At 68.5% G+C, this 19,325-nt stretch carries 15 protein-coding genes; 4 read left to right on the forward strand and 11 right to left on the reverse strand.

The window, feature by feature from the left end; translation table 11 throughout:
• Positions 1 to 62: 62 nt before the first annotated feature.
• From G5T42_RS01540 to rfbA, 3 genes are read right to left on the reverse strand one after another with little or no spacing between them, the layout of a single operon-like run.
• Entirely contained in the window at positions 63 to 2,021 is a 1,959-nt protein-coding gene (locus G5T42_RS01540) for a rhamnan synthesis F family protein (RefSeq protein WP_347104451.1), read from the reverse strand.
• A complete protein-coding gene (locus G5T42_RS17530) occupies positions 2,018 to 3,985 on the reverse strand; it encodes a rhamnan synthesis F family protein (RefSeq protein WP_165124480.1) in 1,968 nt (655 codons plus the stop codon). The genes G5T42_RS01540 and G5T42_RS17530 overlap by 4 nt, the downstream gene beginning before the upstream one ends.
• 58 nt (positions 3,986 to 4,043) lie before the next feature.
• Positions 4,044 to 4,928, reverse strand: a complete 885-nt coding sequence (gene rfbA, locus G5T42_RS01550; RefSeq protein WP_165124483.1) for a glucose-1-phosphate thymidylyltransferase RfbA — start codon at positions 4,926 to 4,928, stop codon at positions 4,044 to 4,046.
• A gap of 68 nt (positions 4,929 to 4,996) precedes the next feature.
• On the opposite strand from rfbA, the gene rfbB reads away from it, so the two are divergent.
• Together rfbB and G5T42_RS01560 are read left to right on the forward strand one after the other, a co-directional pair.
• The gene (gene rfbB, locus G5T42_RS01555) at positions 4,997 to 5,995 is read left to right on the forward strand and encodes a dTDP-glucose 4,6-dehydratase (RefSeq protein ID WP_165124486.1); all 999 of its coding nucleotides are present in this window, start codon (positions 4,997 to 4,999) and stop codon (positions 5,993 to 5,995) included.
• Positions 5,992 to 7,431, forward strand: a complete 1,440-nt coding sequence (locus G5T42_RS01560; protein WP_241245917.1) for a bifunctional dTDP-4-dehydrorhamnose 3,5-epimerase family protein/NAD(P)-dependent oxidoreductase — start codon at positions 5,992 to 5,994, stop codon at positions 7,429 to 7,431. Before rfbB ends, G5T42_RS01560 begins: the two co-directional genes overlap by 4 nt.
• A gap of 102 nt (positions 7,432 to 7,533) precedes the next feature.
• On the opposite strand, the gene G5T42_RS01565 is transcribed toward G5T42_RS01560, so the two are convergent.
• The 7 genes from G5T42_RS01565 to G5T42_RS01595 form a co-directional block, all read right to left on the reverse strand.
• Positions 7,534 to 10,008, reverse strand: coding sequence for a hypothetical protein (locus G5T42_RS01565; protein ID WP_165124489.1), 2,475 nt, complete (start codon positions 10,006 to 10,008; stop codon positions 7,534 to 7,536).
• Between the two features lie 54 nt (positions 10,009 to 10,062).
• The gene (locus G5T42_RS01570; RefSeq protein ID WP_165124492.1) at positions 10,063 to 11,187 is read right to left on the reverse strand and encodes a glycosyltransferase; all 1,125 of its coding nucleotides are present in this window, start codon (positions 11,185 to 11,187) and stop codon (positions 10,063 to 10,065) included.
• A 2-nt stretch (positions 11,188 to 11,189) separates the two neighbouring features.
• Positions 11,190 to 12,641 carry an LCP family protein gene (locus tag G5T42_RS01575; RefSeq protein WP_165124495.1) on the reverse strand — a complete coding sequence of 484 codons (1,452 nt, stop codon included), beginning with the start codon at positions 12,639 to 12,641 and terminating at the stop codon, positions 11,190 to 11,192.
• Positions 12,638 to 13,105 carry a 5-(carboxyamino)imidazole ribonucleotide mutase gene (purE, locus tag G5T42_RS01580; RefSeq protein ID WP_165130033.1) on the reverse strand — a complete coding sequence of 156 codons (468 nt, stop codon included), beginning with the start codon at positions 13,103 to 13,105 and terminating at the stop codon, positions 12,638 to 12,640. Before purE ends, G5T42_RS01575 begins: the two co-directional genes overlap by 4 nt.
• 119 nt (positions 13,106 to 13,224) lie before the next feature.
• A complete protein-coding gene (locus tag G5T42_RS01585) occupies positions 13,225 to 14,361 on the reverse strand; it encodes a 5-(carboxyamino)imidazole ribonucleotide synthase (protein ID WP_165124498.1) in 1,137 nt (378 codons plus the stop codon).
• 63 nt (positions 14,362 to 14,424) lie between these two features.
• Positions 14,425 to 14,976 carry a PH domain-containing protein gene (locus G5T42_RS01590; protein WP_165124501.1) on the reverse strand — a complete coding sequence of 184 codons (552 nt, stop codon included), beginning with the start codon at positions 14,974 to 14,976 and terminating at the stop codon, positions 14,425 to 14,427.
• Between the two features lie 46 nt (positions 14,977 to 15,022).
• The gene (locus G5T42_RS01595; protein WP_165124504.1) at positions 15,023 to 15,838 is read right to left on the reverse strand and encodes a biotin--[acetyl-CoA-carboxylase] ligase; all 816 of its coding nucleotides are present in this window, start codon (positions 15,836 to 15,838) and stop codon (positions 15,023 to 15,025) included.
• Positions 15,839 to 15,903: 65 nt separating this feature from the next.
• Here G5T42_RS01595 and G5T42_RS01600 point away from each other — a divergent pair, with 65 nt between their 5' ends.
• Together G5T42_RS01600 and G5T42_RS01605 are read left to right on the forward strand one after the other, a co-directional pair.
• Positions 15,904 to 17,550, forward strand: coding sequence for an acyl-CoA carboxylase subunit beta (locus tag G5T42_RS01600; protein ID WP_241245918.1), 1,647 nt, complete (start codon positions 15,904 to 15,906; stop codon positions 17,548 to 17,550).
• Positions 17,547 to 17,777: an acyl-CoA carboxylase subunit epsilon gene (locus G5T42_RS01605; RefSeq protein ID WP_165124510.1), complete on the forward strand. Its 231-nt coding sequence runs from the start codon at positions 17,547 to 17,549 to the stop codon at positions 17,775 to 17,777. The genes G5T42_RS01600 and G5T42_RS01605 overlap by 4 nt, the downstream gene beginning before the upstream one ends.
• Before the next feature lie 529 nt (positions 17,778 to 18,306).
• Here G5T42_RS01605 and G5T42_RS17535 read toward each other — a convergent pair.
• Positions 18,307 to 18,882, reverse strand: coding sequence for a hypothetical protein (locus G5T42_RS17535; RefSeq protein ID WP_241245919.1), 576 nt, complete (start codon positions 18,880 to 18,882; stop codon positions 18,307 to 18,309).
• Between the last annotated feature and the right edge of the window lie 443 nt (positions 18,883 to 19,325).

The following is a 19,325-nucleotide window of genomic DNA, read 5'->3' on the forward strand; positions in this document are numbered from 1 at the left end:
TACTCGCTATCGGGTCAACCAGAGAACTATAGCCGCACGCTCATGCGCGGCCGGTGTCGGGCTCATCGGCGCCATCGCCGCAGGGCACCTGCGACAGTAGAGCCGGGGTGACGGAGGCGTCGCGCCCAGCGTCCGAGAAATCTGTCCGGCTCCAGAGCGCCGAGGATCCTGCCTTCCGCGCCCGGGTGGTTGAGGCGAAGGTACATGCGGAGGAAGTCCCTCGCGCGCCCTTGCCCGACGTACCCGGCACGCCGGATGAAGCGGATCTGCTCGTAGGAATACCCCGGCGTGGTGGCCGAGAGTTCATCGAAGTTGAACTCGAAGGCGGTGTGCGAGATCGACGTGTACTCGGCGGTGGCCACCGTGCGGGTGTGGTACCCCAGCTCCGCTGCCGCGTATGAGGGCATCCGCTCGAGGATGTGGGCGAGCCCCCCGTCGCGGTAGGCCTCGGCTCCGCCGAACTCGTCGTAGCGCCACTCACGCTCGACGAGCGGACGCAGCGCCTCCGGCCGTGCGATGTACATGGAGCCGTAGGGCGCCAACGGCGAGATGTCGTCGAGAGGAACACGGATGCCGAGCTCCGCCGCGAGCTTCTCGAACCCCGGCTTGTTGGACCACCATCCGCGGCCCATCGTCGGATACCCGATGTGGATCATCGGGGGGTAGACGAGCCCCAGGCCCGGCTCGCGCTGGAAGAGCGCGAGGACGTTCGCCGTGTAGCCGGGGCTCGCGAGCAGATTCTCGAACTGCTGCGACTTGAAATGCCGGCCGACGTTGAACCCGTCCTGCGGCGTCTTCTTGGAATGCAGCTTGACCACGAGGTCGTATCGGCCGCCGAGCAGCACGTCGCGGCATCCGATGAGAAAAGCGCTCTGGTCGCGACCGTCGTTGACGACCACCCGGACATCGACTTCGCCCCGGGTGGGGCGGTCGGCGATGATGCTGCCGATAGCCTCCGCCTTCTCGGCGGTCGGCGTGGTCACGACCAGATCGTAGGGACCGGGAAGGGTGTCGGCGAGATCGAGCATCTCGTCGGTCATGTCCTCGTAGAAGATGTGAGCCGTCACGACGGTGCGCAGCGGGCGATCGGGATCGTATGAGCCGTCGACATGCGGAAGGACATCGAAGAGGCCGGCGTCGGCATTGAGATCGCGTGGCGGGACGTTGCGGGCGAGGTGGCGCAGTGCCACCTCGACGGGGTACCCGGCACGTGCCGCCTTCGCGAGGGTCCACCGACCGATCAGGGAATGCCGGTCGAGGAACGGCGGCCACTCCGCGAAGGGACGGCAGCGCAGGAGCGGGCAGCCCGCGTCGATCAGCTCCTCCGGCGCGAGGAGCGACGCGTTGGTGAAGCCGCGCTCTGCCGTGGGAAAGGCGACGTCGACGGTGTAGCCGCGGTCGGTGAAGTGCTCGGTGAAGGTCGCCTCGTGCTTGAGGACGGCGTCGAAGTATGACGGCATCGCCGGAAGATCCCGCCAGTACGACGCCCACTCCTCGGACAGGAACATCTCCCGCCGCACCGCGATCCAGAACGACTGCAAGTGGTACGGCAGCACACCCTTGCCCGTGAACGGATTCGGCTCCTCCCGCGCATGATCGGTCATCCCCCAGAAATGAACCGCACGCTCCCCCATCCGCTCGAACACCGGACCATACGGACGCACCGGACCGAACCACGTGTCATTGGTCAGCAGAACCTCATCGAACTCCGCCAGACCCGCACCCACATGATCCAGCGCCGCCTTGTGCGCCCAGATGTCGAAGCCCTCGTTGTCCCGCACCAGGATCTCGTCCGACACCGGCTCCAACGCCGCCCGACCCTGATCGGTCAACTTCCCGTTGACCACCACCAGCACCCGCGCCGCATGCTCACGCAACCCCGACAACGCCAACGGAATGTAGTCATCCACATCCCCGCGCCGATCGAACACCACGTACACCACAAGACGACGACCACCCACCGGGAAAACACCCGGCGCAGCCACCCGGACACCCAGACCGGCACCTGCTCCCGACGTCACTGCTCGTTCCTCGTCTCGGGGATTCCCCGCACCTTGCGGGCCACCGCCTTGCCCCGACGGACGACGCCTCGCGCGATCCGACCCGCCGGAGAGAGCACGGGGCGCAGCACCTGCATCGTGCGCGGATGGTTCGTGTTCATGTACATCCGCGTCATGGCGACGGCGCCCCCGGCCCCCATCCATCCGGCGCGATGGAAATACTGGATCTGCTCCACCGGGTATCCCGGCGTGGTCGAGGACAGCTGATCGACCTTGTACTCGAGGGCCACGTGGCTGATCGCCGCGTGCTCCGGGGTGAGGACCGTTCTGGTGTGGAATCCCGACTCACCCGCCGCCAGCGGCACGATGCGCTCGAGGACCTTGCTCAGCACCGCCTCTTCCCGCGGCGGCTTCATGAACTCGTCGTACGTCCAGTCCGCGTCGATGAGGATCCGCAGCGCCTCGGTGCGGGCGATCCACATGCCGCCGAGGGGAGCGAGTGGCGAGACGCCGTCGAGCGGAACCCTGATCCCCAGCCGCTTGGTCACCTCGATACCGCGGTCGCGGTACGTGTGCCAGCCGCGGCCGGGGGTCGCATAACCGATGTGCATCGGCGGAGGGAACACGAGGCCGAGTCCCTGCTCCCGCTGGAACAGGCCGATCACGTTGGCGACATAGCCGGCACTGCACAGCAGATTGTCCAGCTGGTAGCGCCGGAAGTACCGCTCCGAGTTCACGTCGCGTTTGGTGGGCGTCCGACCGTGGACCTTGATGACCAGATCGTGCTCGCCACGGCGGAGGACGTCGCGCCAGCCGATGAAGAACGCACTCATGTCGCGACCGCGCTCGGCAGGGGTGACCCGCACCTCTCGGCGCCCCGCCTGGGGCAGATCTGCCTCCTGCACCACACGTTCGATCTCGGAGAGGGGAGCGCCTTCGATAGTGGACACGAAGAGGTCGAAGGCGACCGGGATCACGGTTATTCTGCGCAGCACCCGCCTCAAAGAGGCCGGTGACGCGGCGTGCACGAAGACACCGACACGGAAAGGCTGTCCGGGATCGTATGAGACGTCGAGCTCGGGAAGGACTTCGAGCATCCCGGCGTCAGCGTTCAGAGTCTTGGGCGCGACGTTGCGTGCCAGGTTCTGCAGGATCACGGCGACGGGGTATCCGTGAGCAGCGACCCGCTCGAGGTTCTGCCTTCCGATCACGGCATGCCGGTCGAGGAACGGCGGGTAGTGGAAGAAGGGCCGGCGCTTGAGTACGGGGCACCCGTCATCCATCAGCAGATCGGGATTGAAGAGAGCGGGGTGCTCCGTCGGGTAGGCCGTGCCCGGGTAGGCGACGTCGACGGTGTAGCCGCGGTCGGTGAAGTGCTCGGTGAAGGTCGCCTCGTGCTTGAGGACGGCGTCGAAGTATGACGGCATCGCCGGAAGATCCCGCCAGTACGACGCCCACTCCTCGGACAGGAACATCTCCCGCCGCACCGCGATCCAGAACGACTGCAAGTGGTACGGCAGCACACCCTTGCCCGTGAACGGATTCGGCTCCTCCCGCGCATGATCGGTCATCCCCCAGAAATGAACCGCACGCTCCCCCATCCGCTCGAGCACCGGACCATACGGACGCACCGGACCGAACCACGTGTCATTGGTCAGCAGAACCTCATCGAACTCCGCCAGACCCGCACCCACATGATCCAGCGCCGCCTTGTGCGCCCAGATGTCGAAGCCCTCGTTGTCCCGCACCAGGATCTCGTCCGACACCGGCTCCAACGCCGCCCGACCCTGATCGGTCAACTTCCCGTTGACCACCACCAGCACCCGCGCCGCATGCTCACGCAACCCCGACAACGCCAACGGAATGTAGTCATCCACATCCCCGCGCCGATCGAACACCACGTACACCACAAGACGACGACCACCCACCGGGAAAACACCCGGCGCAGCCACCCGGCCACCGACGATCTGGCGTGCGTCTGTCATGAATGCGTTGTCTCCAGGTCTGTCGCCGTTCCCGGGATCGAGCGCGGCCCGAGCGATCCTAGACCGCGGGCTGGTTCGATCCCTGGGCGAGTGCCTTGAGGAGGTAGGCGCCGTAGCCGCTCTTGACGAGCGGTTCCGCCCGTTCCCGCAACTCGTCGTCGGTCAAGAAGCCCATGCGCCACGCCACTTCCTCCGGGCAGCCGATCGACAGACCCTGCCGCTTCTCGACGGTCCGGATGAAGTCGGTGGCCTCGCTCAGCGAGTCGAAAGTGCCGGTGTCGAGCCAGGCCGTTCCCCGGGGAAGCAGTTCCACCTGGAGGTCGCCGCGCTCCAGATAGGCCTTGTTCACGTCGGTGATCTCAAGCTCGCCGCGGGGAGACGGCTCGAGATTCTTCGCGATCTCGATGACGTCGTTGTCGTAGAAGTAGAGCCCTGGCACGGCGTAGTTGCTCTTGGGGCGGGCCGGCTTCTCCTCGAGTGAGACCACGCGGCCCTCCGGGTCGAACTCGACCACGCCGTACGCCGTGGGATCGTCGACCCAATACCCGAAGACGACGCCCCCCCGAAGCTGCGTGTACTGCCGCAGACGGGTGCCCATGCCCTGCCCGTAGAAGATGTTGTCACCGAGAACCAGCGCGGCCGACTCGGAGCCGATGTGGTCCTCTCCGAGGATGAAGGCCTGTGCGAGCCCGTCAGGAGAAGGCTGGGTCTTGTAGGTCAGCGAGATCCCGAAACGGCTGCCGTCACCCAGCAGTCTTTGGAACTGCTCGGAGTCCTGAGGGGTCGTGATGATCAGGATGTCCCGGATGCCGGCGAGGATCAGCGTGGACAGCGGGTAGTAGATCATCGGCTTGTCGTAAACCGGGACCAGCTGCTTGGAGATTCCGAGAGTGATCGGGTGCAGCCGGGAGCCGGTGCCCCCGGCGAGGATGATGCCGCGCATTGCTCTAGTCTCCGGCATCCTGTGCGACCCCTCCAAACGGGGCCGAACGGTCCCAGTACGCTTGACGGATGCGCAGACTCCTCGTAACCGGAGGCGCCGGCTTCATCGGCTCCAACTTCGTGCACCACGTCATCGAGCACACCGACGATCACGTGACGGTCCTCGACAAGCTCACTTACGCAGGCAACCGCGCATCGCTGGACGGGCTGCCTTCCGACCGGCTCACGTTCGTAGAGGGCGACATCGCCGACGCGGCTCTCGTCGATGACCTGTTCTCCCGAGCGGATGCCGTCGTGCACTACGCAGCCGAATCGCACAACGACAACTCGCTGCACGACCCCCGTCCGTTCCTCGACACCAACATCGTCGGCACGTACACCCTTCTCGAAGCCGCCCGCAAGCACGGCACCCGCCTGCACCACATCTCCACGGACGAGGTCTACGGCGACCTCGAACTCGACGACCCCGCCCGCTTCACCGAGTCGACGCCGTACAACCCGTCGAGCCCGTACTCCTCGACGAAGGCCGGCAGCGATCTGCTCGTGCGCGCCTGGGTGCGATCCTTCGGCGTGCGGGCGACGATCTCGAACTGCTCGAACAACTACGGGCCCTATCAGCACGTCGAGAAATTCATCCCGCGTCAGATCACGAACGTCATCCGCGGCATCCGTCCGAAGCTCTACGGAGCCGGAGAGAACGTCCGCGACTGGATCCACGCCGACGACCACTCCTCGGCGGTCCTCACGATCCTCGACAAGGGCGAGCTGGGCGAGACCTACCTCATCGGCGCCGATGGCGAGAAGAACAACAAGGAGGTCGTGGAGCTCATCCTCGAGCTGATGGATCAGCCGAGGGACGCCTACGACCACGTCGCCGATCGGGCCGGCCACGATCTCAGGTACGCGATCGACTCCACCAAGCTCCGCCGGGAACTGGGCTGGACGCCGTCGTACGGCGATTTCGAATCCGGGCTCGCGGCCACCATCGAGTGGTACCGGGACCACGAGCAGTGGTGGGCGCCCGCCAAGGACGGCGTCGAAGCGTTCTACGCCTCCAAGGGACAGTGACCTTGGTCGGCGGCGCAGTGAGCGGGTTCGGAAAGCCGCTCACCCGGATCGAGACCCCGATTCCGGGTCTCGTGGTGTTCGAACTGCCCGTGCACGGAGACACGCGCGGCTGGTTCAAGGAGAACTGGCAGCGCGAGAAGATGGTCGCTGCCGGCCTCCCGGACTTCGGGCCGGTTCAGAACAACATCTCGTTCAACGACGCCGTCGGCACGACCCGCGGCATTCATGCGGAGCCGTGGGACAAGTGGGTCTCCACCGCGAGCGGGCGGATCTTCGGCGCGTGGGTGGACCTCCGCGAAGGACCCTCGTTCGGTGCTGTGTTCACGACGGAGCTCGACCCGTCGCGGGCGATCTTCGTCCCGCGCGGCGTCGGCAATTCGTACCAGACCCTCGAACCCGACACGGCCTACGCGTATCTCGTCAACGACCACTGGTCGCCCGACGCCGCCTATAGTTTCCTGAACCTCGCCGACGAGACGGTCGCCATCGAGTGGCCGATCCCGCTGGAGCAGGTGGAGGTCTCAGCCAAGGATCGTGAGCACCCTCGTCTCGCGGACGTCACTCGCATCCTTCCGAAGAAGACGCTCGTGGTCGGCGCGGGCGGTCAGCTCGGCCGTGCCCTGCAGGAGGAGTTCGGCGAGGCCGGGCACCTCGAGTACGCGAGTCGCGCGGAGCTGGACCTCGCGCAGGCGGATCTCGCGGGCGCTCGCCGCTGGCGCGATTACGGCGTCATCGTGAACGCGGGCGCCTACACCGCGGTCGACCTCGCGGAGACTCCGGACGGCCGACAGGATGCGTGGGCCGCCAACGTGACCGGGGTGGCCGCACTGGCCCGCATCGCAGCGGCGAACGGGATCGTGCTGGTCCACGTCTCCAGCGACTACGTGTACGACGGCACTCTTGATCGGCCATATCGCGAGGACGACGCCCTCTGCCCGCTCGGCGTGTACGGACAGACGAAGGCGGCAGGGGACGCGATCGTCTCCACCGTTCCGCGTCACTACATCATTCGGACGTCGTGGGTGATCGGTGACGGCAAGAACTTCGTCCGCACGATGGCCTCCCTCGCGGAGCGAGGCGTCGATCCCGCCGTGGTGGACGATCAGGTGGGCCGGCTGACCTTCACGGCGGAGATCGCCCGAGGCATCCGTCATCTGCTCGATTCCGAGGCTGAGTACGGAACCTACAACCTCACCGGCTCGGGCGAGCCCACGTCGTGGGCGGACATTGCCCGACAGGTGTTCGAGCTCGGCGGCCACGACCCGGCCCGGGTCAAGGGTGTGACGACCGACGAGTATTTCGCGAGCGCGACCGGCCCCGTCGCGCCGCGGCCACGCAACAGCGTCCTGGACCTCGCCAAGATCGAAGCCGCGGGCTTCACGTCCGAGACGGCATCCGAGTCGCTGTCGCGATACCTCGCCGCGTCATCTGCGTGACCGAGGCGGAACAGGGCCCCGTGATGGCCCGCCACTCCTGACCGCGGCGGCTCTGGAACACGCCGGGAACGACCGGGGCTGATGCTGTGGCGACGCCGCGACTCAGGGTATGACCACGTCGCGGCACCCCAGGAACGCATGTCCGCCGGCACCGCTGTTTATCGCGTACACGCAGACGGACTTCGTACCAGACGTCATCGGAATGAACTCCGCGAAACCGTGGGCGTCGCCCAGTCGGTAGACCGCGCCGACGTCGGGCCGTGACTTGTCCGCGAGGTACTGGGCGCCGGTCGACCCGACATAGATGTGAACGTTGATCGACGCGGTGGTATCCGGGTCGAGCGCCCAGCCCGAAACATTCGCCCCGCCGGCTCCCGCGACGACCCCTTCCAGGTTGCCGATGGGTGCACGTCCCAGGTCGGGAGCGGTCGAGGCGACTGTCACTGTCTTGCAACCGAGGAAGGCATTTCCCCCAGGGCCGCTGTTGATGGCGTAGGCGCAGACCTGCGTCGTGCCTGCTGGAAGCGTCAATTTCTCGACGAATCCGTGATTCGGCCCCGATGCGGGATAAGCGGCCGCGACGTCGGACCGAGCTTTGTCGGCGGTGTACTCGGCGCTCACAGACCCCACATACAGATGCACCTTTATCGGCGCTGTCGTATCAGGATCGATCGCCCATCCAGAGGCGGTCGCGGCGTTGCCGCTCACCGTCACCGCTTCCAGGTTGCCGAAAGGCGCGCGTCCGAGGTCGGGCGTCGTGCCGGCAACGGTTGCGGACTTGCAACCCAGGAAGGCGGGCCCGCCCGCGCCGTTGTTGATCGCGTACGCGCACACCTGGGTGGTCCCGACCGGGAGCGTCAGCTTCTCAGCGAACCCGTGGTTGGTGCCCGTACCCGGGTACGCCGCAGCGACGTCCGCCCGCGGCTTGTCCGCGGTGTACTCGGCTCCCGTAGAGCCGACATACAGGTGAACCTTGATCGGCGCGGTCGTGTCAGGGTCGATCGCCCACCCCGACGCGGAGGCTGTGTTCCCGCTGATGTCCAGACCCTCGAAGGCCCCGAAGGGCACTCGGCCGAGGTCGATCGGGCCACCCACCGTCACCGTCTGGCATCCGAGAACGGTGGTGCCACCGGGGCCGACGTTGATCGCGTACGCGCAGACCGACCTCGTGCCGGCCGCGGCAGGAAGGGTCGCGGTGAATCCGTGATTCGTTCCATACGCTGGATAGGTCGGGGCCAGCTCTGCGCGCGGCCTGTCTGCGGTGACGGGAGTTCCTACGGAATCGACGTAGACGTGAACCGATGTGGGGCCTGTCGTGTCGGGATCGATGGCCCAGCCGCTCACCTGGACCGTGCCGTCCGCGACCTGCACCGTGTCGAATGCGCCGACTGGGGCGCCACTCATCGCCGCGACCGGCGAGCAGCCCAGCAAGACGTTCCCCCCGCCTCCCACGTTTATGGCGTAAACGCAGACACTGGTCGTACCGGCTCCGACGGCCGGCACCTTGACGTCGAAACCGTGCCGGCTTCCGACGGCGGGATAAGCCGCGGCGATATCGCTGCGATCCAGGTCGGCGGTGAAGGCGGTGCTCTGGGATCCCGCGTAGACGTGGATCGAGATCGGCGAGGTCGTATCGAGGTCGGCGGCCCATCCGGCGACACGGAATTGTCCGGGAAGGGCCTGGATGAGCTCGATGTTCCCGAAGGGGTTGTTGAAGGACTGCGTCGACCCGAACCAGTCGGTGAAGTAGTTGTAGAAGTTGCGGTTCCCGTAGGTCGAGCAGCCATCACCGGTGCCGTACCCGGCGCGCAGCGACGCCGCGTTGGGCTGATAGGGCGTGTAGTAGTAGAGGTTGGCCGTCGCCTGGTTCTGGATGAGGACGGGCGAGGATCCGCACGCCGCGTTCGGGCTGTAAAGCACATTCCAGGTCCTGCCCGGGGCGTACCAGTTGAAGTAGTTGCTCGTCCCGGGCGGGTTGGCGTAGCGCTTGAACTGCCACGCCGCGCCGTAGACCTGGTTGAAGAAGCCGTAGTAGCGGGTGTCGCAGGCGGCCGTGTCCGGGCATCCCTGCCCCATCGCGATCGTGTAGCGCCAGGTCGACGGCCACGTATGCAGGACGAGACCCTGCTCCTTCTGGAGCGTTGCCAGGATCACCTGCGGATTGATGCCGCATGCCTGCGCGACCTTGTAGATGATGGCGGAGGCTCGCTCGCGGAAGCCGCCGCTGTAGGGAGCGCACATGGCGTCGGCGTTCGTGGAGCGCGACGTGTCGTACCAGTCCTTGAGACACGTGTACCCGGCCTGGCAGGTCGGCACCTTCGACTCGAGGAACGATTGGATCTGTCCCTCACTCATCGTGCCCTTGTTGAAGAACACAGCGTCGCTGATGATGTTGCCGGCTTGGAACTTCGACAGGTCGGCGGTCTTGACCGGCCCTCCGGCGGCTGCCTCCGCGGCCGACAGAGTCGACACCGCCGCAGGCATGCCGAGGAGACCCGCGAGGAGAATCGAGAGCACCGTTGTGATGACGATCACTGAGCGTGCTCGGCGCGGGGCCGTCGGTGGGGCGGCCGTCATGGGCACAGTCTTGCCCAATGACGGAACCGCTTCAATGCCGACTCGCCGCGGATGCTACAGGTCGGCGTGGAGCTGCCACACGCGATCCGCGGCCTCGCGCCACGAGAAGACCCGCCCGCGATCGGCGGCCAGAACGCCCAGCCGGTCGGCCGCCACCGTCGACCCCAGCGCATCCGACAGGGCTGACCCGAGAGCCTCCGGATCGGCCGGTACGAGCATCCCGCCGTCGACGATCGTCTCGGCGTGCAGGGGCGACTGAGCCGCGATCACGGGAACGCCGAGCGCCAGAGCCTCCACGACGCGCCAGGGGAAAGTCGATCGCACGGCCGGCGCGAGGAGCGCGACAGCGGCGCCGAACACGGCCGCACGATCGGCCGTGTCGAGCGGACCCCGCACCTGAAGGTTGCGTTCGGGCAGCCCGGACGCCGACGCCAGCTCGGCGATGCCGGGCTCCTCTCCTTCGGGCGCATCGATGACGAGCACCGGCACATCGAGTCCCGACCGGGCGATGGCCGAGAAACCCAGAGCAAGCGCGTCCGAGGCGGCGATGCCGCCCGAGATCAGCACGAAGCCCTCCGGCACATCGAGCACCCGGCGTCGCCCGACCTCGTCGGACGGCACCGCGAATCCAGCGGGCGCGGCCCCCGCGATCACCCGGACCCGCTCGTTCAGGCGCGGTGCGAAGTCCTCGAGCTGTCCGGCCATCGAGTGCGTCGGCACGACGATGGCGTCGGCGTGCTTCGCGGCGCGCTTGAGCATCGCCCGCTGCCACCCGACCGCGGTCCGGGAGAGCTCGTCGGGCGCCTCCCACGCGCGAAAGTCCCACAGCGTCACGACGGTCTGGTCGTTGTCGTGCACGCGGTCGTGCTTCACAAGGGGGGCGAAGAGCGTCGGCGAGTGGATCATCCCGCCGCCGATCCCCGTCGCCACACCGAGCTGCAGCGCAGCGGAGAGCTCCCGGCGCGCGAGCGCGACCTTGTGGATGCCTGCCAGGCCGCGAACCTCCGAGGCGATCTCGTCCACCCGCACCGCCGGCAGGCTCGGCACGATGCCCTCGACCTCGCACCCGGTCGGTGCAGCGGCGACCAGGGCGGCGGCGAGCTCGCGCGACGCGACGGCCAGGTCGGCGTCCGTGGGCGCCGCAACCTGGTCGAGCACGACGCGAAGGGTCGCGACCACCGTCAGCCCTCCGGAGAGGCGGTCGGAGTCGGCGGGTGGAGCGTCGACTGGATGAGCTGCTGGATGTAGGCGTAGTCCGGGTCGTACTCGTCGATGCCGCCCTCGGGGGTCAGCTCGATCGTGGCCACGGTCTGCTCCTTGGCCTTGATGGCGAGGTCGGCGAAGTACGGAAGCATCGACTGCGGCAGATCGGTCTCGACGATCGCCTTCCCGGCCGTCGCGATCTCGTTGAATCGCGTGAGCACGGTCGCCGGCGTGAACTGGGCGAGCATGGCCTCCTGCAGCTGACGCTGGCGCTTCATGCGGTCGAAGTCGTTCGTCGTGTAGCGCGAGCGCGCGTACCACTGGGCCGTGTCGCCGTCCATGTGCTGCTTGCCCGGCTCGATCCATCCGATCGCCCAGTCCTCGGCGGGCTGACCCTCGTAGGCCGGACCGCCTCCCTTGGGCAGACGCTGCTCGACGGTGATGTCGACTCCGCCGAGCGCGTCGATGAGAGCCGCGAAGCCGTCCATGTCGATGAAGACGTAGTACGGGACCTCGATCCCGAGGATGCCTTCCACCGCGTCCTTCGTCGCCTCGACGCCCGGTGTCGAGCCGTTGGCCACGGCATCCGGATACAGCGCGTTGCCGTCACGGCAGACCTCGACCTCGGTCCGCAGCTGGTTGATGCCGCTGCTCCAGCCGCACTTCGGGTCGGCGTGGCCCTCGTGCACGTCGGGATAGAGGTCCTTCATCGGACCGTCGGCGAACGGGAAGTGCGGCATGTCGCGCGGGATGCCGGTGATCGTGACGGCGCCGGTGTCGGCGTTCACCGAGACGACCGAGATGCTGTCGAATCTCATCGAGTCACGGCCCTGACCGCTGTCTGCGCCCAGCAGCAGGATGTTGTAGTAGCCCTCCGAGGGCGGAACCGAAGGCCCGCTCGCCCCGAAGATCGCGCCCAGCGTGTCTCTCGTCGTTCCGGCCACCTGGGACGCGTAGACCGCGCCGCCGCCCGAGATCATGAGCAGCACGACCGAGAGCAGGGCGATCCCGAACCGCGCGCCCCTGCCGGTCTTCACGAGGCGCACGAGCCTGATGGTGTCGATGGTGAGGACGACCCAGAGCACGGCGTACCCGATGAGGAGGATCTGCGCCGCCAGCAGGAAGAACCAGTTCGTGGCGAGGGTCACGAGCAGGGTGCGCCAGAGCAGCGCCGAGAGCACCCCGAGGATGACGAGCACCCACATCGTGAGCGTCGCGGCGATGCCGAATCGGCCCAGCCGCCGGTTGCCCGCGAGCACCTGCGCCGAGCCCGGGAGCAGGAAGTTCAGCAGCACGAGCCACCATCCGCGCTTGGTCATGAACGCGCGCGAGGTGGTGTCGGGATAGCGCAGCGGCCTCTCCTCCACGACATTGCGAGGGAGAGCGGATGCCGTGGCGCGCGGTGCGCGCGGAGGGCTTGCGACGCTCACAGAGACTCCTTGAGCCGCCGGTTCTTCTCCTCCACCTGCGCCTCCAGCTCTCGGGCGTACGCCTCGACGCGGTCGCCGAGCTCGGCATCCGTCGTCCCGAGGATTCGAGCGGCGAGGAGGCCGGCGTTCTTGGCCCCGCCGATCGATACCGTCGCGACCGGGATGCCGGCGGGCATCTGGACGATGCTGAGGAGTGAGTCCATGCCGTCGAGGTAGGCGAGCGGCACGGGCACGCCGATGACCGGCAGCGCCGTGACGGACGCGAGCATGCCGGGAAGGTGAGCTGCACCGCCGGCTCCCGCGATGATGACCCGGAGCCCGCGCTCGCGCGCCTCGGTGCCGTAGCGGTGGAGCTTCTCGGGCGTGCGGTGGGCCGAGACGACCTCGACCTCGTGCGGGACGCCGAAGTCCGACAGGATCTGCGAGGCGTCGCTCATGACGCGCCAATCCGAGTCGGAGCCCATCACGACGCCGACGAGGGGCGCGCCGGAGGAATGGAGGGGGCCTGTCACCCGTCAAGGCTAGGCCGCGAGGCTGGAAGAACCCCGCAACGGCACGGCTTCGTCCGCCGCGTGACCGTGCGTCAGTCGAGGAAGTGGGATGCCGCGGCCCGCGCCTCGTAGACGACGTCGTCGAGGTCGTCGCCCACGGTGTTGACGTGCCCGACCTTGCGTCCCGGTCGAGGCGCCTTGCCGTAGGTGTGGACCTTCGCACCGGGGTATTCGGCGAGCGCCGCGGCGAACCGCTCGTCGAGCGCTCCGGAGGCGGGACCGCCGAGGATGTTGACCATGACCGACCACGGGGCGCGAGGCGACGGGTCGCCGAGGGGGAGGTCGAGCACCGCACGGAGGTGCTGTTCGAACTGGCTCGTCACGGCGCCGTCCTGGCTCCAGTGACCGCTGTTGTGCGGGCGCATGGCGAGCTCGTTGACGAGGAGTCGCTGGTCGGTCGTCTCGAACAGCTCGACCGCGAGCATGCCGGTGACGTCGAGCCCCTCGGCGATCGCGACGCCGATCCGCTCGGCCACGTCGACCAGTCGCTCGGCGGCGTGCGGCGCGGGCGCGAGCACCTCGGCGCACACGCCGTCGCGCTGCACGGTCTCGACCACGGGGTAGGCCCGGACCTCCCCCGAGGGTCGCCGCGCGACCTGCTGCGCGAGCTCGCGCGAGAAGTCGACGAGCTCCTCGGCCAGGAGCGCCCCGCCGCGCGCGTCTTCCGCGAGGGTCGCGAACCAGTCGTCGGCCTCCGTCCCGGCCGACACGACGCGCACGCCCTTGCCGTCGTAGCCGCCGCGCGGAGTCTTCACGACAGCTCTGCCACCGTGCGCGTCGAGGAACTCCTGCAGCTCGGCCGCGTCGTGCACGGCGGCCCAGGCGGGCTGCGGCATCCCGAGCTCTTGGAGCTTCGCGCGCATCACGAGCTTGTCCTGCGCGAAGCGCAGCGCGTCGGGGCCGGGTCGCACCGCGATGCCCTCGCCGACGAGCACGGCCAGCACCTCCTGCGGCACGTGCTCGTGGTCGAACGTCACGACGTCGACCTCGCGGGCGAAGGCGAGGACCGTGTCGGCGTCGCGGTAGTCGCCGACGGCCGTGGCTGCGAGGGCCGCCGCCATGCCCTCGTCCTCCGCGAGGACGCGCAGCTCGACGCCGAGCTCGACGGCGGGGGCGATCATCATGCGGGCGAGCTGACCGCCGCCGACGACTCCGACACGCAACGACATGGGGCTCCTTCTTTCCGGGCCTCCATCATCGCGCACCGGGCCGCGCAGACCGAAGCGCGGTCGTCAGGGCTGGGGAGCCGCTGGGGGAATGGGGAGCTCGCGGTGCGCCAGGATCTGGTTGACCTCGACCTGGTCGACGAGGCTCTCGTGCACGAGCTCGACGCTCGGGATGTTCGTCAGCCGCATGGGCTCCTCGACGCCGTTCGAGAGCACAAGCGTGCCCGCGCCCCACATCCGCTGGAGGGGACCGCGCTTCACCTGGATGCTGTAGCCCCGGACGTGCGTCAGCTCGCGTCTGCGCGGCACCACGATACCCCGGCGTTCGATCACCCGGCGGGTCGTGATGGTCCAGGTGTGCGACCACCACGCGAGGAACGGCAGGAGCCCGAGGAGCAGGATCGCGACCGCGGCCGCGGTCAGCAGCATCCAGTTCCGGAACGGCTCGGGGAGGTTGCCGTAGAAGAAGCCCGCCACGCCGGCGACGACGACGACGACGAGGGCCGACCAGACGAGCCTGCGTGCGTGGCTGCGGAATCGCGCGACGCGGAGCTCGGGCGTGGGCACGCCCGGCGCCGGGGTCGGAGGCCTGCCCCCGAACGTCGCCGGCTGCGTCATGCGTCCATTCTCCGACGACCCGGCGACAGCCGGCGCCGCCTCGCCGTCAGCGGCCCAGGTGACCGCTCAGCCGGACGTGAGTCACGTCGCCGGCGGACACCGTGGTCAGCACGTCGCCCGACTCGACGACCAGACGCCCTTCGCCGTCGATGCGCGCGGCTCGCCCTTCGAGCTTCGAGCCGTCGGGGAGCGAGACGATGACGTCGGTCCCGAGCGTCGAGCAGACGGTCTGGACCTCACCCAGGACGCCGGACGCCGCAGCGTCGCCGCGCGACGCGAGCAGTGCCGAGAGCTGCTCGTCGAGCGCCCGGAGGTAGTCGGCGAGGAGCTTGTCCTCGTCGCACTCGAGCCCGACGGCGGCGAACGACGTCGCCGTGGCGACCGGGAGGTCGGTGCGCGGCATGCGAGTGTTGACGCCCGCTCCCACGACGACGACGTCGGGATGCCCCGGCACGACCTCCGCGAGGATGCCGCAGATCTTGCCCCCGTCGAGGAGGACGTCGTTCGGCCACTTGAGGCGTGCCGCGTGGCCCGTGCCGTACAGCTGCTCGGCGAGCGCACGCGTCATGGCGGCTCCGGCGAGAAGCGGGATCCAGCCCCGCGCCTCCACCGGGAGGTCGGGGACACGAACGACGACCGAGACCGCGAGCGCCGTCCCGGCGGGGGTCGTCCACGACCGGTCGAGGCGCCCGCGCCCGGCGCGCTGGTCGTTCGTGAGGAGGAGCGACAGGTGCGGCCAGCGCTCCGGATCCGCCACGACCGACTCGACGACATCGGCGTTCGTGGACCCGGTCGTCTCGACGACCTGGACACGCGGGCTGACGGCGGCGGCGAGGGGGTATCCGGCTTCGGAGATCGGCATGGCGCAACCCTACGCGGCACCCGCGAGGCTCGACCGAGGGCTTGACAGCCGACAGCCGATCGCGGATGCCCTTGTGCGAACCCTCCAACGGATCGGCGAGCCCCGCCGATAGTGTGGAGGACGTGACCGACACGCCCGATCTCTCCACGACCGCCGGCAAGATCGCCGACCTGCGCGCCCGTTACCAGGAGGCCGTCGTCGACGCCGAGGAGGCGGCACGCGGCAAGCAGCACGCGAAGGGCAAGCAGACCGCGCGCGAGCGCATCGAGCAGCTCGTCGACACGGGCTCGTTCGTCGAGTTCGACGAGTACGTGCGCCACCGCACGACGGCCTTCGGCATGGACAAGGCGCGTCCTTACGGGGACTCGGTCGTGACGGGTGTCGGCACGATCCACGGCCGCACGGTTGCCGTCTACGCGCAGGACTTCTCGACGTTCGGCGGATCACTCGGCGAGGCCGCGGGCGACAAGATCATCAAGATCATGGAGTTCGCCATGCAGGGCGGCATGCCTTGCGTCGGCATGCTCGACTCGGGCGGCGCCCGCATCCAGGAGGGCGTCATCGCCCTCGGCAAGTACGGCGAGATCTTCCGCCTGAACACCGCGGCATCCGGAGTCATCCCGCAGATCTCGATCATCATGGGACCGGCCGCGGGCGGCGCGGTCTACTCCCCCGCCCTCACCGACTTCGTCGTCATGGTCGACAAGACCAGCCAGATGTTCGTCACCGGCCCCGACGTCATCAAGACCGTCACGGGCGAGGACGTCGGCATGGAGGAGCTCGGCGGCGCCTACACCCACAACACCCGCTCGGGCGTCGCGCACTATCTCGCCGAGGACGAGGAGGACGCGCTCGACTACGTCCGGACCCTCCTCGGCTACCTGCCCGACAACAACATGTCGGAGCTGCCGGTCTACGAGACCGGGTTCGAATGGGAGACGACGGATGCCGATCGCACCCTGAACACCGTCATCCCCGACTCGCCCAACCAGCCGTACGACATCCACAACGTCATCCAGCACATCGTCGACGCGGGCGACTTCCTCGAGGTGCAGCCGCTGTTCGCCCCCAACATCGTCATCGGCTTCGGACGGGTCGAGGGTCGCACGGTCGGGATCATCGCGAACCAGCCGTCGCAGATGGCGGGAACCCTCAACATCGAGGCCGGCGAGAAGGCCAGCCGCTTCGTGCGGTTCTGCGACGCGTTCTCGATCCCGATCGTCACGCTCGTGGACGTGCCCGGGTACCTCCCCGGCACCGATCAGGAGTGGACAGGAGTCATCCGCCGCGGCGCCAAGCTCCTCTACGCCTACGCCGAGGCGACCGTGCCCCTCGTCACCGTCATCCTTCGCAAGGCGTACGGCGGGGCGTACATCGTCATGGGCTCGAAGCAGCTCGGGGCCGACGTGAACCTCGCCTGGCCCACGGCCGAGATCGCCGTCATGGGCGGCCAGGGGGCCGTCAACATCCTCTACCGCGGCGAGATCAAGCGCGCCGAGGAGGCGGGCGAGGATGTCGCGGCCGTCCGCACGCGCCTCGCCAACGAGTACACGTACAACGTCGCCTCGCCCTTCCTCGCCGCCGAGCGCGGCGAGCTGGACGGCATCATCGAGCCGGCGCAGACCCGCGTGTCGATCGCGAAGGCCCTCCGCGCCCTGCGCGGCAAGCGCGCGAGCCTGCCGCCCAAGAAGCACGGGAACATCCCGCTGTGAGCGGCGACTCGTCGCCCGAGGAGGGAATCCACCTCGAGGTGCTGCACGGGCAGCCCACCGAGGCCGAGCTGGCCGCTCTCATCGCCGTCGTGAGCGAGGCCTACGTCGAGGAGGCCTCCTCGGCCCTGGCCGACGACACGAAGAGCCGTACCGCGTGGTCGGTGTCGCAGCGGCCGTTCCGCGCGCCGCTGCGCCGTGAGCTCGGCTGGACCGGTTTCCAGGGCTGAAGCCCCCGACCCTTGCCAGACGCCGCCCTGGGGGCGCATCATCGATTCCGGCAGGAATCCGTCCCCGACCACGCGCTCTGCGCTGATGGCGGGTACGCCTTCGGGGCCGATGCCAGGCGGGACAAGGGCTTGTCCCCCATCCGGCGCAAATGTCCCCCGAAATACCTACAGACGGAAAGTTGCCACCCCCGGATACTTGAAGTGCTGGAACGCTTTGCGTTCGGCTGACCTGACTGTCCCAAGCAGTCTCAGGTTCGGCCACGCGAACGGTTTTCGGGTAACCGTTCGCCAGGCGGGGGCAGGCATATCTGCCGCCCCCGCCTCTTCCGATTCCGCCCCCCGCCCTGGTTCCCCTCCCCCACCAGGACGGGGGGCGAGATTCTTAACCGGCAGGGTGGCACGGCTGGACACCGCGGGCACCGCTCAACGCCGGGTGACCGCATCCGCGGCTCACACGCCAGTGAGGGCCCTTCAACGGCTCACCCGCACCAGAGTCTCCGGCGATCCCCCCTTCGGGCGGCCCGGGCCGTCAGGCGGGGTGGTCGATCTCTCGCCAGAGCTCGACGACGTCCTCGTCGGACAGCCCAGGGCCGGCGGCCGAGCGCCCCACCACCGTGACGGCGACGCGCTCGTCGGGCGACGTGCGGATGTAGAGCCGGTCGGATGTCGAGGCCCGCAGAGTGTCGGCGAGCTGCGCGCGGATGAGGGCGAGGGATGCCTCGTCCAGCCCGTCGAGGCCGCCCTCGTCGAGGACCGTCACCGTCGCGCCCCGGCGACGCGCGGAGTCGAGCTGCGTGCGCACGTCGTCGTCGAGGAGGCGCGGCCCGCGCATCTCGTCACGGAGCGCCCCCTCTGCGATGCGGGCCTCGAGCTTCTCCTCGTCGTCGAGCGCCCCGGTCGTGGCGACGGTGCGTGTGAGGATGGGGCCGGCGACGGCGAGCGCACGCTGCACCTGCACCCGGCGCTCGCGCTGACGTCCCGTCTGCGATGCCTGCCAGGCGGAGGCCGCGCGCTGCAGCTGAGCGAGACGGGCCGTGTCCCGCGCAGCCCGGTCCATCGAGCGGAGGAGGAGCTGGGCGACCCCGACCCAGACGATCGATCCCACGAGACCGAGCGACAGCGCGTCCAGGGGGGCCCATCCACGCCATCGAGGCGATGCCCAGCACCACGATCCCGGCCCACGCGACCCATGGCCGCCGGCGGACCATGACGATCGTCATGAGCGCGCCGATGCCACCCAGATACCAGGTCGCAAAAGGCTCGGTGCGATTGTCCGCACCCACTCCGACCGCGATCGACGTCGGCACCAGCACGGCGCTCACGAAGGCGAGTAAGCTCGCCCACAGCGGGAGGATCGTCGGCCCGCGCGAGCCGATCGTGAGCTGCAGGTCTTCGTCCTGCGCGGGATGCGCGTCGACGGGCTTCGGCTCCCAGAAGATGCAGAGCCACGTCGTGACGAGATAGAGGCTCAGGGCGATCACGACGACGAGGGGGTACGGCACGGGCGCGGTCCACCAGAGGCCGCGCGCGGCGAGGTACGCCGTGAAC

Source organism: Microbacterium sp. 4R-513 (genome assembly GCF_011046485.1).
In the GTDB taxonomy this organism is placed as follows: Bacteria; Actinomycetota; Actinomycetes; order Actinomycetales; family Microbacteriaceae; genus Microbacterium.

Bases quoted from the DNA above. Each gene is read 5' to 3' on its own strand.
- G5T42_RS01590 (WP_165124501.1), bottom strand. From the start codon at position 14,976: ATGACGCAGCCGGCGACGTTCGGGGGCAGGCCTCCGACCCCGGCGCCG.
- rfbA (WP_165124483.1), bottom strand. From the start codon at position 4,928: ATGCGCGGCATCATCCTCGCCGGGGGCACCGGCTCCCGGCTGCACCCG.
- G5T42_RS01595 (WP_165124504.1), bottom strand. From the start codon at position 15,838: ATGCCGATCTCCGAAGCCGGATACCCCCTCGCCGCCGCCGTCAGCCCG.
- purE (WP_165130033.1), bottom strand. From the start codon at position 13,105: ATGGGCTCCGACTCGGATTGGCGCGTCATGAGCGACGCCTCGCAGATC.
- rfbB (WP_165124486.1), top strand. From the start codon at position 4,997: ATGCGCAGACTCCTCGTAACCGGAGGCGCCGGCTTCATCGGCTCCAAC.
- G5T42_RS01600 (WP_241245918.1), top strand. From the start codon at position 15,904: ATGCCCTTGTGCGAACCCTCCAACGGATCGGCGAGCCCCGCCGATAGT.
- G5T42_RS01565 (WP_165124489.1), bottom strand. From the start codon at position 10,008: ATGACGGCCGCCCCACCGACGGCCCCGCGCCGAGCACGCTCAGTGATC.
- G5T42_RS17530 (WP_165124480.1), bottom strand. From the start codon at position 3,985: ATGACAGACGCACGCCAGATCGTCGGTGGCCGGGTGGCTGCGCCGGGT.
- G5T42_RS01585 (WP_165124498.1), bottom strand. From the start codon at position 14,361: ATGTCGTTGCGTGTCGGAGTCGTCGGCGGCGGTCAGCTCGCCCGCATG.